The organism is Vagococcus allomyrinae (genome assembly GCF_017829975.1).
GTDB lineage: Bacteria > Bacillota > Bacilli > Lactobacillales > Vagococcaceae > Vagococcus_D > Vagococcus_D allomyrinae.
Genome location: NZ_JAEEGA010000011.1, coordinates 78,368 through 91,673 on the forward strand (window position 1 = coordinate 78,368; position 13,306 = coordinate 91,673).

Annotated in this window: 12 protein-coding genes; 3 read left to right on the forward strand and 9 right to left on the reverse strand. The window is 38.5% G+C overall.

Going from position 1 to position 13,306, the window contains the following annotated elements; all coding sequences use genetic code 11:
• Positions 1-54 precede the first annotated feature (54 nt).
• The 6 genes from I6N95_RS16430 to I6N95_RS16455 form a co-directional block, all read right to left on the reverse strand.
• Positions 55-2,643 (reverse strand): lectin-like domain-containing protein, encoded by a 2,589-nt coding sequence (locus I6N95_RS16430; protein ID WP_209529935.1) that lies wholly within the window; start codon positions 2,641-2,643, stop codon positions 55-57.
• Positions 2,644-2,825: 182 nt separating this feature from the next.
• Entirely contained in the window at positions 2,826-3,881 is a 1,056-nt protein-coding gene (locus I6N95_RS16435; protein ID WP_209529937.1) for a WxLIP family cell surface protein, read from the reverse strand.
• 84 nt (positions 3,882-3,965) lie between these two features.
• Positions 3,966-4,673: a WxL domain-containing protein gene (locus tag I6N95_RS16440; RefSeq protein ID WP_209529938.1), complete on the reverse strand. Its 708-nt coding sequence runs from the start codon at positions 4,671-4,673 to the stop codon at positions 3,966-3,968.
• A gap of 36 nt (positions 4,674-4,709) precedes the next feature.
• Positions 4,710-5,363 (reverse strand): WxL domain-containing protein, encoded by a 654-nt coding sequence (locus I6N95_RS16445; protein WP_209529940.1) that lies wholly within the window; start codon positions 5,361-5,363, stop codon positions 4,710-4,712.
• Between the two features lie 51 nt (positions 5,364-5,414).
• Complete coding sequence (locus I6N95_RS16450) at positions 5,415-6,146, reverse strand: WxL domain-containing protein (protein WP_209529943.1); 732 nt, start codon at positions 6,144-6,146, stop codon at positions 5,415-5,417.
• A 171-nt stretch (positions 6,147-6,317) separates the two neighbouring features.
• The gene (locus I6N95_RS16455; RefSeq protein ID WP_209529945.1) at positions 6,318-6,638 is read right to left on the reverse strand and encodes an LPXTG cell wall anchor domain-containing protein; all 321 of its coding nucleotides are present in this window, start codon (positions 6,636-6,638) and stop codon (positions 6,318-6,320) included.
• Positions 6,639-7,158: 520 nt separating this feature from the next.
• Between I6N95_RS16455 and I6N95_RS16460 the strand changes: the two genes are divergently transcribed.
• Together I6N95_RS16460 and I6N95_RS16465 are read left to right on the forward strand one after the other, a co-directional pair.
• Positions 7,159-7,743, forward strand: a complete 585-nt coding sequence (locus I6N95_RS16460) for a recombinase family protein (RefSeq protein ID WP_209529947.1) — start codon at positions 7,159-7,161, stop codon at positions 7,741-7,743.
• A gap of 275 nt (positions 7,744-8,018) precedes the next feature.
• Positions 8,019-8,585 (forward strand): recombinase family protein, encoded by a 567-nt coding sequence (locus I6N95_RS16465; RefSeq protein ID WP_209529948.1) that lies wholly within the window; start codon positions 8,019-8,021, stop codon positions 8,583-8,585.
• 261 nt (positions 8,586-8,846) lie between these two features.
• Here the strand turns inward: I6N95_RS16465 and I6N95_RS16470 are convergent, their stop codons facing one another.
• The 3 genes from I6N95_RS16470 to I6N95_RS16480 all read right to left on the reverse strand — a co-directional run bounded on the left by I6N95_RS16470 (position 8,847) and on the right by I6N95_RS16480 (position 11,685).
• Positions 8,847-9,371, reverse strand: coding sequence for a hypothetical protein (locus tag I6N95_RS16470; protein ID WP_209529950.1), 525 nt, complete (start codon positions 9,369-9,371; stop codon positions 8,847-8,849).
• A gap of 222 nt (positions 9,372-9,593) precedes the next feature.
• Complete coding sequence (locus I6N95_RS16475) at positions 9,594-11,030, reverse strand: sensor histidine kinase (RefSeq protein WP_209529951.1); 1,437 nt, start codon at positions 11,028-11,030, stop codon at positions 9,594-9,596.
• On the reverse strand, positions 11,023-11,685 hold the full coding sequence (locus I6N95_RS16480; protein ID WP_209529953.1) for a response regulator transcription factor: 663 nt from the start codon (positions 11,683-11,685) through the stop codon (positions 11,023-11,025). The genes I6N95_RS16475 and I6N95_RS16480 overlap by 8 nt, the downstream gene beginning before the upstream one ends.
• Before the next feature lie 120 nt (positions 11,686-11,805).
• Between I6N95_RS16480 and I6N95_RS16485 the strand changes: the two genes are divergently transcribed.
• Positions 11,806-13,260, forward strand: a complete 1,455-nt coding sequence (locus I6N95_RS16485) for a helix-turn-helix domain-containing protein (protein WP_209529955.1) — start codon at positions 11,806-11,808, stop codon at positions 13,258-13,260.
• The last annotated feature ends 46 nt before the right edge of the window (positions 13,261-13,306 follow it).

Genomic DNA, 13,306 nt, shown 5'->3' on the forward strand with positions numbered 1-13,306 from the left:
CGATATTCTCCTTTCGGCGAGAGTCACATCTATTCCCCCTCTCGCCAGTTTTACTTACGGTGTATCCGATAGCAACCATTCAATTTCAGCTTGATATTCGCCTTGATAATTCCCCGGTTTCAAGTCGAATAAAATACCTTGATTTTTTTGCCATGAGACATCGACATTTGCGAAGTTTTCGGTTGTTTCTTTTTGGAAAACTTTGACTGTGCTGCCTACTGGCATTGCCACTTCTTGATTTTGTTCATTGACGTATTTAAGTGGGTTGACAATGGTACGATTGTCTTTATTTTTAAATGTCGTTGATAGTTTCGCATAAAGGGTCGTCTGGCTGCCCTTTCCTCTGAAATCTTCGATTTGAATGTTCCAATCATCTTGACGAGCTAAAGTTTGGGTTTTATTCGTAATTGTTCCTTGTTCAAAGCTTGTGGCAGCTGAGACTTGTGTAAATTTCATGCCCCCAGCCACAACCGTTAACTCAATCTCAGGGGCTGTGACCTTCGCACCGCCTGTTTGCCACTCAACGCTGACACTGATCGTATGAACGCCAATCGGTAAACTAGCTGCTGGTATTGTAGTAGTCGTGCTGTGTTTTTGATCTGCTGTAGGGTTAGCTACAACCTTTGTCAATGAGTCATTAACCACGCCATTAATGGCATACTTTAAGACAAAGCTATCTGCTTCACTTCCTGAAACCACGGTTTTAACATCATATGTCGCGCCGTTGATTAACTTGAGTTTTTCTCCAGCATCGGTCAAGGTTAATGTAGGTTCGATTACATCGTGTGCCACAGTAATCGTTATTTTGTTACTTTCAGCAAAATTAGTTTTTTGAGAAATAGTTAGCTTCGTGCCAGAACTGATAGGTGTCAAAGGTTCCAGAGCATAATTACCTTTGCTGTCAACTTCAACTTCTTTAATAACATCACCTTGCTCATTTTTCAGCTGAATAGTCAATCCAGGTGTCCCTGTTCCTTTAATTGACGTTGTTTTATCTGTCACATCACCAATCATCGTTATATCTTGTGGTTTAACGGCAAATTTCGCTGTCGCTTGGACATCTGTTTGTTCAAAAGCTAGCTCGACTGGCACCCCTTTAATCTTAAAAGTATGTTGTTTGTTAATATCTAAGGCATCAATGACAGCCTGAGACACTGGAACATTCCACTTATTTGTAGAGTCCACGTTTTTACCATAATCAGCTTCTGGTAAAGTGACCCAGCTCTCATCATTAATTTGATACTGAACGTCCTTCATTTCACGAAGATCTTCCAATTGCCACGTTCCTGTAATCTTTTGGGCTGTATTAAATGGTTCTATAGTGTCAATCGCAATATTATCTTTAACGATTCTTTCAGCAATTGTATAGCTGATTGCGGGTAAATTCTCAATGTGATTGTCACCCTCAAAACTCATCACTTCACTGATTTGTTGATCGGCCGAAAGCTCTTTCGTCCGTACATCAAAGGTAATATGTCGATTAGGTGAGGCTAAGGATAATTCACCTAAAGAATATACTTTGTTTGCAAGAAAGTTGGTATCATCGACACTTACTCCATCAACTTTTAAAGTGCCTGGTAAATAATCCACATAAGGATTATTTGTTACTACCGCATTAACTTCTTCCCAATTTTGTTTACCAGATAGGTAAGTTGTAGACATGTCATAGGTCAGAATTTCACGAGCTTCAACAGTTTTACCATCGACTGAAGCCCCTGACTTATCACGAATCGTCGCTAAACTTTTGCTATCAACTATCCCTGGAACTTTAGTAAAGACTGCTCGATTGGGCGAATATGCATCACCAGTTGACCCTGTAAAGCCCCAATAAACTTGATTTGTGCCGAAAGTATTTTGGACATCGAGAGAAACTACAACTGCAGCCAAATCTCCAAATTTATAAGTCAATTCTTGGTTTGCCACATCCCACTTGACGGAAAGAGTCTTCCACATGTTGCTTGACGCTAAATTCACAACCTGCACCTCTGCATTATGTTTAAACGTTACTAAACCACCATAAGTGCTATATGTATCTATTTTATCTGGAAAAGCGTAGGCTATATGAGCCACAGGAGAGGCTAATCTATCTGAAGCAAACTGATTATAGAATGAATCAAATTCTACAATAAAGCTTTTTGCTAAAGCCCCATTAGTATAGTTCTGCCAAGAGGTCCCATTGCCATAAACCCCTAAATTTTCACCCTTAATCCCTCTTTTACTTGTTAGGCGCAGTGGGTCATTATGCATGGCAAAGGTCATTCCATCTCCATTATTTCCTACCCTACTACCTAAGAATAGGGCTGCTTCAAATTGAAAGTCTTTAGTCAAATCCATCATATTGCTTGGCGTTGACCAAACTGCCCCTTCCAAGTCTTTCCAGTCATCAGTCACAATGACCATATTATCAACTATTCTACTATTAGTATTTTGGGGTAAGGTAAAAATACCATCTAACTTTACATGTTTAGGCGGGTTATTCATTCCTACATTGTTTCTACTTAACACACTTTTCACTTGTGGTAAACCGGTCGTTACGGTGTTGCCTTCAGCTTTTAAGTTTTCTTCTGGTTTCAGAAAGACCACCATACCGCAAAGAACAGCACTAAGCAGGACAAGACAGCTTCGTTTTTTGTTCCACTTCATTATTAAAAACCTCCATTTTATACATACGATTTATTTCCCCATACTTATCTCATCCAGACTCTTGAGATAGGTCAACAAATTATTGCAAGATGACCTGTCTTTCAGTTACTAAACTTAACTCATTCACCTATCTCTTAAATCAATGCTACGTTTCAAACTTCCCCTAACGAAACGTTTTCCCCTTACTTCTTGTTTGTCCGTTTTTTGCTTGCACGTTTTTTATCTTTTTTAGATTGATAAACAAAAATCCCGCCAATTATGACTGCTAAGATAACAGCACCACTTCCAATGATTAGATACCAATTGATGCCTGCCTCTTCTAATTCAACGGCTTCTTCGTTTAACTTTTTACTGTCCGTTGCTGAAATCGTAAACTCTTGATCAAAATCCCATTTATTGTCCCCAGAGCTGGCTTGCAGTTTCAACAGATACGTACCTGGTTCTAAACGCTGATTGTCCCAACTAATCGGAAAACCAAAGTTAGAGTTTGGCGCCATGGTCATGGCTTCTTTAATTGTTTCATGTAAAAGTTCGGTGCCCGCTTTATTGTAAACTTTAGCATCCACTTTAAACTTGCCAATCATCGTCGGCATTGTGTTTTGCAAATTAGCTGTGACGATGGTGCGGTAATTCAACAAATCAGGTTTAATCTCGTTTAAGACAACCTCTGGCGTAACTTCCTCATCGTTCATGGAAAGTTGAACCCCAATAACATAAGAATAACGATTTTTGATTTGAACGTTTTCAGAAGCTTTCTCTTCTTCTTCCGACACATTTTTATAGATATAAAAACCGCCTAGTACAATCCCTTGAAACTCTTCTGCTGGCATCGTTAAATCAAAGGTTACCTTTTTCGTTTCATTTGCGGCTAACTCGACTGTTTGCTCTTTTGAAATTAAATCTGTAAAGACATGAGTTAGACTATTATCTATATCAGTGTTACTACCTGAAAAGTCCATCTCACCATTTTGATTGGTGGTAGCCACATTTGGTTGAACAGTCACACTAACGGGCTCATCACTTGGATTATCCAATACAAGGCTAATGGCTTGTTTTTCCCCTGGTTTCATCCGTAAGTCAAAATAGGTTTGGTCTTTATCAACTTGGTTCTCTGGCAATTCAGCTTTTACTGAGAAGTTGGCATTTCCCGTGCCATCAGCCAAGGCTGTTTGCGGTAATACAAGGGCGATTAACAATACCCCGAAAATTAATCTAATCTTTTTACTAATGTTTAACATGTTGTTGCGTTCCTCCTAAATATCTTAAGGGTCATCACTTCACCAAACCCTACTGATGAAGTGATTTCCTTTAAGCCCCATTTCTTATGGAGTTGGTGTATCTGCTAAAGACCAGTTAATTGTGGCAGTATAGTTCACGCCAACATCTGCTGAGCCTTCTAGTACTAATAGTTCCACGTTGCTATTGTTGTCTTTTTCACCTGAAAAGACATCTACCCAAGAACCTTTACCATTGTCTTTTTCAGCTATCAAAATTGAATACGTCTCTTGTGTATCAAAACTGACATCTGAAGCGACTGGTGCACCTGAGACGTTATTAGGACGTGTTTTAACTACTCCATTTTTGAAAGATAAAACTGCGCCTTTTAATTCTTTGCTGCCGTCAGCATTTGCAAATTTAGAGATATTGGCTGTCAGTTTCCAACCAACACCTGTTCCGCGCAAATCGGTTACTTGGACAAACGGATTCTCATTTAAAGCAGTATACTTTTGATCGCCACTGGCTAATTTTTTCGTACCAAATTCAATATTTGGCGCATAATCAATGGTCAGTGCCCCAGTATTGCCTGTTCCATGGTTGTCTGGATCAGTTGGATCAATCGGATCTGGTGGATTTGGGTTACTTGGATCAACCGGATCGATAATCGGTTTTTCGTCTGTATTGGCTTCGAAAATAACATGGTTTTTTTCAGTTTTGGTTGTATTGGCTACTTCCGCTTGCGCAATTGTCGCCAAACCTAAGTTTGCTAATAGCGCTAGTGAAAGAACTGTTAATAACGTTACTTTTTTCATTGTTTCCTCCAATTAATTACTCATGGTTTTATTGTATTATTTAGGTGTATCTGATAATGTCCAATCAATAGTCGCTGTATACTCTCCCACATAACTTCCGCCAGGAATCACTAATTTTGAAGTTGGATTAGTCGTTGCTTTATTAAAGAAATTAGCCCAAGTGCCTAATCCAGTAGCTTTAGCTGCTGATAAAATAGACTGTGGTGCTCCATTCAATGTAACAGATGCTGCTGTTGTCGGTGCTGCTTCAGTAATGCCTGCAGGATTAGTTGTCCGTAACTCGCCAAATCCTAATGACATTTCTGCGCCTTTTAAAACGTTTTTGTCAGCTGATTCAAATTCAGAGATTTTAATCTTTAAATCCCAGCCAGCGCCTTTTCCGCGAGTATCAGTTACTTGAACATAAGGATTATTAGTATTAGCCAACGGATAGGTCACCGTTCCAGAAACAACTTTAGCATCAGCAAATTGAAAATGAGGGGCAACATCAATTGACAATGGTCCTTTTTCATCAGTGATATCAGGTTTTGGTGTATCAGGTTCAGGAACGATCGGCGGTGTAATAACTGTAGCAGTGTCTGCCTCTAATTTAACCTTTGCTGTTGATTCTACGGCTTGACTCACCTGTGCTGTTGCAGTTAAGGCGATAACGGATACTAATGCGATAGTTGATAATTTGACTAATTTCATGGGTAATTCTCCTTTTAGTTGGGTGTATTTTTTTATTTTTTAATCAGTTGTTTATGGTGTTGGTAATGATTCTAATGACCATTCAAGAGTTGCTGAATAATCCCCTTTTAAGTTACCTGCTGGGATCTTTAATTTAACATCTTTTGATTCCATAACGTTCATCCATGAACCTAAACCAGTTCCTGCAGTTGCTGACATAAATGATTGAGCGTCAGTATTCGGTACGATGATAGTTGAAGCAAATACTGATGGTGCTACAGATAGATTACCTTCTGAGCTAATAACCTCTCCTTGAGGGAACGAGATTGATGCTCCTTTTAAGACTTTAGTAGGTTCGTCTTTATCTGCAAATGCAGAAGCTTTCACTTTCAAATTCCAACCAGCACCTGTCCCACGACGGTCAGTAACCTGTACTTTTTTATTCGTAAAACCCGCTGCATTGGTCACAGAATATTCTTCTGATTTTCCTGATAATGTCAATGTACCAAATTCCAATGCTGAAATAGCATCAATCGTTAGCACGCCTTCATTCTCTGTTGGAAGTGTTTCAGGATCAGGTTTTTCTTTATCTTTGTCTTCCTCTGGTACGATAACTTCTGGTAGTTCCTTTTCATCTCCTTCAGTCAATGTAACATGACCATAAGACGTTGCTTTTGAACCGTCTTCTTTGTTACCGATTGTCTCTTGTGCGGCAAGTACTGAAGCTCCTCCCGCGGCTAATACTGTTGTTGCTACAAGTCCTGCAATAACGACTTTCTTTAATGACATTTTTTTATTTAACATGTTCCCCATCCTCTTCGTTGTTTTTTTTCTTGTCCTTAACTTATATCCACAAATTTTAACGGCTCTGTTTAAATTGGTAAGAACAATGAGATAAATGTTTGTGTGCCTGTGGCAACCATTTTTTGTTTCATTTTAAAAGCTCTCCTTTCCAACGTGCGTTTGTTTCTATAACTAAACTACATCTCGTCTTTTAATAGTGACTGCTGTTCCTAATAAGATAACTAAGCCGACAGCGATTGCTGATCCATCTGGCTTTTCGTTTGTTTTAGGTAGTATCGCCTGACTGATAACCTTTTTAGTCGTATCTGGTTGACTAGTGTCAGGTAGCTCTTTTGCTGGCTCAGAATCTATCGTGCCAGGTGGTTCATCTTTGGGATCACCTTCACTAAAGGTAATACCTGCCTTGCTGCCAGCTTCTGACGCTTGGTGAGTTAGACCTGTTCCAAAAAGAAAACCACTAACACATAACATAAGCATCATTTTTCTTTTCACATTATTCTCCTCCTCTATTCAGTGCAAACTCGTCTCATTCTCAAAAACTACTGTTAGATAGAAAAGCAATAATAAAGAAAAAGCTCTCCTTTCAAAAAAATGAAAAACCCACTAGACTGGGCTTTTTCATTCTCTAAAAAGAAGAGTAACGTGCGTTATTAAACATTCTCAAAAACAGTAGTTTATTATAAGGTCAGAACAATGTCAATAAAAAGTTTGGTCTTTTTTTTGAACAAACCATTTTATTCCTTAAAATAACTCATTTTATTTTAAAAAATCAGCCGGCATTCCTTGTTATATAAGGTTTTCGCCAATTTTATTAAGGATTTATTAAGCAAAAATAGATTTGTTGTTTTTTTAATACCCTTTATTATTTTCACTGATTTTACGTCTCATTTATCAATCCAAAAGTTGAAAAACCGTTGGTGATCGCTTTTTCATTTTCTAAATAAAAAGCTCCTTAAAAAGAGGTAATAGTACAACTAAACCTTGATTTAGCGCAAAAGAATGGAGGATTATCATGACAGTCATTGGCTATATGCGTGTTAGCACCCCTCATCAAAAATTTGACTCTCAACAAAAAGCTCTAAAAGATTACGGTGTTGAGATTGTTTATAAAGAGCATGAAAGCGGCCGTAAAGAGGCCCGTACTGAACTCAACAACGCTTTAAGTGCCCTACAGCCTGGTGATACTTTTGTCATTTTTAAACTTGATCGTCTAGCTAGAAGCACCAAACAACTGCTCTCTATATTAGAAGGTTTTGAAAAACAAAACATTCATTTCGTCAGTATTCAAAACGATATCGACACATCAACCCCTATGGGTAAGTTCTTTTTTACCGTTATGAGTGCTTTTTCAGAAATGGAAGCAGCCTTAATTCGCGAAAGAGTGTTGGCTGGTCTCGATGCGGCTCGAGATAACGGCACGACCCTTGGCAGGCCCAGCCGCACAAAAGAGATTGATGAAGCAATCAAATTATATGTGAATACCGATTTTAGTGTCAAAAAAATTTCCCAAATATGCCATATCTCAGTTCCAACTATTTATAACCATCTTCAACGGGAAAATATTCCTAGAAGAAAGAGCTATCGAGAACGACATTAATTAAGCCCCATCTAGTTCCTATTTAACTCTTGGTCTACACTTGCTCTACACCTACCAATATTATACTAGTTATATAGTAGAAACAGGACATCACGGAAGAACAATATCCTTGTTTTCCAAACGAGACAACCGATTTCCCTAAGAATAGTGTTTCTTGACACTTTAGATTCTCTAACTCAGCACTTAGAGGATAAACTAAAGGCCCCCTTAGGCTGATCCTACAGTAAAAATCAAGTCTTGTTCCTTACTAAATCTAACTTATAAGAGGTGCCATTATGGCTATTATTGGATATGCACGTGTTAGTACGACTCATCAAAAACTGGATGCTCAAATCGTTGAGCTTAAGAAATATGGCGTTGATAAAATCTATACGGAGTACGGTAGTGGACTTAGTCAAAAGAGACCCGTCTTAGATAAGATGCTAAATGAGCTTAAGGACGGGGATACTTTGGTTATCTTTAAACTTGACCGTCTAGCAAGAGGCACACAACATTTACTTAAGCTTTTGGAAGGGTTCGAAGAGCGAAACATCAACTTTGTCAGTATTCAAAATCACATCGACACGACGACTCCGATGGGCAAACTCATCTTTACGATCATGGGTGCCTTTGCTGAGATGGAAGCCGCTCTAATTAGAGAGCGTGTGTTGTCTGGTTTGCAAGCTGCTAAAGACAATGGGGTAAAGCTAGGTCGCCCAAGTGCCACAGATAAGATCGAAAAAGCCATCTCGCTGTATGCGACGACGGATCAGCCAGTTGAAGATATTTCAGCTAACTGTGAGATTTCTGTTGCAACTATTTATCGACACCTTAATAAACAAGCTGTTCCTTTAAGAAGCTAGAAAACGACATGTTTAATCATGACCGTCGTTGTCGTCCCATACTAAAAAAGTGAGTAAACGCCTTACAGCCCCGCGTTTGCTCACTTTTTTTATGATGGCAAGAAACAAAGACGTTTACAAGATCTATCAATAAGCCGATCTTAATTAACATAAAAGTGGTTCACTTTTAAGAAAATAGCGTGTGAATCAATTCTCTTGCAGAAGGGCTTCTAGCACAAAAACCGACAAGCTTTAATAAGCTTGTCGGTTTTTGTGCTAATACTAACTTGCAGAGGATGTCCCCGTAGCATACTTGTGAACTGTCCCAACTGATACCTCACAGATAGCAGAAACATCTCGAATACTGTGCCCTCTTTCATGATACAAGACTTTAATCCGTTGCATCAAGTCTTCTGTAATGGTCGGACGGCCAATCGGTTTCCCTTGTTCTTTTAATTCGGTTATGGCGTCTTTAGAACGATGAGACATTACGCTTTTTTCCTGTCTAGCTAGACGTAATAAATAGGTAAAATGCTCTTCGGCACTCATTAATGGAAATAACTGTTTATCTGAAAAGTTAATGATGATTTGATAATCATGGGCTTTTTCTAAGACTGGTAGTAATTGTACTAATTGAATTTTCAATTCATAGTTACTAGGTAGGATCAATTGATGCTCATGATACTTCTCAACAAAGCTAACTAAATCATCCACAATTGAACGATGCTCATCATGTTCAATCACTACATCACACACTTTTGTTAATGCTGTTTCCTTGGTATTATCTCTGACAAATCCTATAAGCATAGCCGTCACCTCTTAGTTTTTTTTAGAAAGAACACCTGTTAAGCAACTTCCCGGCAATTCTTTACTATTACATAACGAACGATTGCTCATTCGCCTTACAAGTATTATCATATCAGCAACCTAGGAGGCACTTGTCTCAAATCAGTTATGACTTTTATTAAAGATATGAGACAAAAAAAACAACACGCTAAACTGACGTGTTGTTTGACAAGCTATGCTTTTTTAAGACGAAGAGGGGCGTTTTATTTTTCTAGGTGGTAACTTAATGACAAATTGAATTCCTGTTCTTTCATTGGTCATCTCAAACTGGACCCCTAATTTTTCAAAATTATTAGCGACAATATATAGACCTAAACCAGTTCCACCACTTTTCCGATTGCGAGATTTATCCACGCGATAGAAGGCTTCAAACACTCGTTCTAAACTCTCATCAGAAATTGGCTTGGCCGTGTTAAATACCATTATCTCAATCCCTGCAGCATTCTCTTTCAATGAAACTGTCACATGGCCATTTTCCAGACAATATTGATAAGCATTCGAAATGATGTTCTCCAAGGCCTTACTAAAGAGGATTTGTTGTGTGTCGATTATCAGATCTTTTTGAATATCCAAAAAAGTTTGTATTGAGGAAGAAAAAAATTGTCTTTGACGTTGCACAATCTGTTCAACCAATTCTGAGAGATTCAAGGTTTGTAAATTATCCTGCAAGTCCACATAATTTACTTTGGCAATTTCCAACACATCTTCGGCCAATTTTTGCATTTCTTCCATGATGACATAACTCTCTTTTAAATACTTATCCCGGTCCGCATAAGGCCCAATATTTAACGACATCGCTTCCAACTGGCCCATCACGGCTGCTATCGGTGTTTTTAATTCGTGAGAGATCACAGCCGATAACTCACTCCGTTTAGCCTCTTCGTATTTTAATATTTGTGCATCGACTTGCAACTGCTCATTTGCGGAATTTAATTTAACCAAGTTCGTTTCCACGCTTTTAGACATACTGTTAAGATTTTTAGACAGTTGCCCTAGCTCATCTTTTCGCTGCTGAGGCAAGCTGGCAGAAAAATCAAGCTGCTCCATCTTATTGGCTGTTTCATTAATTTCAATAACAGGTCCTGTAATTCGGCGAGCCAAAATCCAAGCTCCCACTGCGGCCAAGATACTACTGACAATAAACGAATAAAACAAGAAAACCAATAACATTTGCCGAATTCGATCTTTTGCTACCACAGGAATGCTGTAAGTGATCGAATACTTTTCTCCATTTAACTCGATCATTCGAACATGGGTATAATTATCAGCTCGAGCCTGTAAGGTACCAATTCCCAACTCATTTAGGACAGATGCATCTGGTTTACTGTTTCTTCTAACAAAGGGAAACAAAAGTAAGCCATCTTCATTAACAATAATAAATTTTACATTCGTCGAACCATAAAAGATAGAAAGTTCCGTTTGCACATCTTCCGTTGATAAACCTTCTAAACCAGTAATAAAGTTTTCCAGTATCTCATAATTACGATCCAATTCCTGTCGGTACTGATAGTCCGGCAACAAGCGATACATACTGGCGAATATTGCTCCCATAATCACTAACAACAACCCGAAAATGGCGAAAAAAAGTTTAAAAGAAATACGACGCCACCACTTAATCATCTAAGCGATACCCAACATTCTTGACAGATTGAATAAAATCTCCACCTAATTTTTTGCGCAAGTTTTTAATGTGTTGATTAATAATTTTCAAATTTCCAATATGGTCGTATCCCCAAACTTTATTAATAAGCTGTTCTCTGGTAAACACTTGGTTAGGTCGGCTCATTAACTCGGTTAAGATCAGGTATTCTTTATGGGTTAAACTGACTTCAGTTGCTCCTACGAAAACACGATGTTCGTCTAAGAATACTTCGATTTCTTTAAAACGTAATACATTTGTTGTTTCTTCTCCATAAGACCTTACGAGTAAAGCTTTAATTCGTTGTAAAAAAACCGTGAAGGACAAAGGCTTCGTAATATAATCATCAATCCCACTGTCAAAGCCCTCAATCTGACTTTTCTCTTCTGACAGGGCTGTCAACATAATAATTGGCACCTTGCTCTTTTTCCGAATCATTTTACTCACGCCATAACCATCAAGTAAGGGCATCATCACATCAACAATAACCAAATCAAAAGGAGTTGCCTCAAATGCCATTACCCCTTCTAACCCATCGTCAACAGCGGTTACTTCGTAGTTCTCTGACTCTAAAAAACTAACAATTAAATGCTGAAAATTTTTATCATCTTCAATCACTAACAATTTATATGGCATTGTTTTTTTCCTCCACTCTCTCTGGATCAAATAATCCCTGGCTTACTCTTCCACTACACCTGTTCTACGCTTCGGTCTTTTACTATTAAGTTAAGACAAAAGACAATGGAGGAAATGACCATGAACATTACTTTATTACTGCCAACACAACAACAAAATGAGTTTGCTTTATTAACATTATTGATTAAGGCTAGCCCAAACTGGTTGTCAAGAGATGATCTTAGAACTAGTTTATCCCTGCCAGCTTCAGCTATTCAAAAAAGCTATCGTCAGTTAGAAAGCAAATTATTAACGGTCTATCCAAAACTTGCTCTAGAAGTCAATACTACCCTAGGTTACCGGATAAATCAAAACATTAACTCTTATTTAGGAACGATTTTATTGAGTTATTTACAAGATGCCCCTTCATTTAAGATCTTATCTGTTGCTTTTGACAGTCACCCCTTTAATGCGGCCATTTTGGCAGACTCTTTGGAGGTTAGCCGAGCAACTTATTACCGCGAAGTCAGTAACCTTAACCAGTTTTTAGCAAGCTATGAGCTGAGTTTTGATGCAAAAAAGGGTCAATTAATTGGCCAACGTCACGTCATTCGGCAATTTGCACAGCAATTTTTCTGGAGTGCTTATAAAAACAGTGATTTCCCACTAATGAGTGACCGACACCTAGATGTCACTTCTCTAATCGCTGAACTTGAAGTATTACTGGGCACAAGCTTGGACAGTGTTTCACAGAAAAAAATTCGTTTTAGTCTGGCAATCAGTTTTCTAGATATTCGCCAAAGTCATTATATTGATCAAGCGTTGCTACATCGTCTCCCAGAGGACCCGTTGTTTCAACTGATTCACAACACCCTTAGTCGTCAGTTTTACTTGCTCGATCCTAGTATTATTATCAAAGAGAGTCAATTTGTTTATCAAACATTGCTCACTCGGATTCTCTCAGTAAACACTGACTTTTCCTCTGGCATTGTTATCAACTATTTCAGCCGCTATGAGCCAAGCAGTTTTGCTTATGTGACAGATATCTTAGCCCAGCTACGGTCAACTTATCCTGCACTTTTCAGCTCTGCTGAGGACACGTTGGCGTTTCAGACAGATTTGCTCATCAGCCAACACCATTTACTGACAGATCACAGTGATCGACTGGCAATGGCCGATTATCCTTTGGAGTTTTTTTCTCAACAATACTGTTCGTTATACAGTGGCTTAATTTCCCTTTTTGAAAAGGTTGAAAGTCAACATAAAACAAATCCAGAAGACTCTGCGATTCGTTTTAAGTCATTGCTGTCTGCTATTGAATCTTCTTTTGATTTGACAGCCTTCGAGCGCCTTTTCACGGTTCAAATAATGGCTGAACGAGGCCTTTATTCTAAAAAAATCAAACGTGAATTAATTCGCAACAGCCAACATAAAATTGACTTTATTGATGGGCAGCCAACTCCAACCTCTCCAGACCTGATCATCACTGATACCCAGATCGATGGTCCGAAAAATACTTTGCTTTACCACATCTCCTATCCCCCTCGTGCCAATGATTGGCACCAAATCAATCAATTAATAGCCAAAATCAGCTAATATCAGCTGACTGACCTTTCAGTCAGCTTTTTTTGTGCAACAACGT

What these genes read in the sequence shown, in the direction of transcription:
- I6N95_RS16430 (WP_209529935.1), bottom strand. Translation starts at nt 2,643, where the DNA reads ATGAAGTGGAACAAAAAACGAAGCTGTCTTGTCCTGCTTAGTGCTGTT.
- I6N95_RS16435 (WP_209529937.1), bottom strand. Translation starts at nt 3,881, where the DNA reads ATGTTAAACATTAGTAAAAAGATTAGATTAATTTTCGGGGTATTGTTA.
- I6N95_RS16440 (WP_209529938.1), bottom strand. Translation starts at nt 4,673, where the DNA reads ATGAAAAAAGTAACGTTATTAACAGTTCTTTCACTAGCGCTATTAGCA.
- I6N95_RS16445 (WP_209529940.1), bottom strand. Translation starts at nt 5,363, where the DNA reads ATGAAATTAGTCAAATTATCAACTATCGCATTAGTATCCGTTATCGCC.
- I6N95_RS16450 (WP_209529943.1), bottom strand. Translation starts at nt 6,146, where the DNA reads ATGTTAAATAAAAAAATGTCATTAAAGAAAGTCGTTATTGCAGGACTT.
- I6N95_RS16460 (WP_209529947.1), top strand. Translation starts at nt 7,159, where the DNA reads ATGACAGTCATTGGCTATATGCGTGTTAGCACCCCTCATCAAAAATTT.
- I6N95_RS16465 (WP_209529948.1), top strand. Translation starts at nt 8,019, where the DNA reads ATGGCTATTATTGGATATGCACGTGTTAGTACGACTCATCAAAAACTG.
- I6N95_RS16470 (WP_209529950.1), bottom strand. Translation starts at nt 9,371, where the DNA reads ATGCTTATAGGATTTGTCAGAGATAATACCAAGGAAACAGCATTAACA.
- I6N95_RS16475 (WP_209529951.1), bottom strand. Translation starts at nt 11,030, where the DNA reads ATGATTAAGTGGTGGCGTCGTATTTCTTTTAAACTTTTTTTCGCCATT.
- I6N95_RS16480 (WP_209529953.1), bottom strand. Translation starts at nt 11,685, where the DNA reads ATGCCATATAAATTGTTAGTGATTGAAGATGATAAAAATTTTCAGCAT.
- I6N95_RS16485 (WP_209529955.1), top strand. Translation starts at nt 11,806, where the DNA reads ATGAACATTACTTTATTACTGCCAACACAACAACAAAATGAGTTTGCT.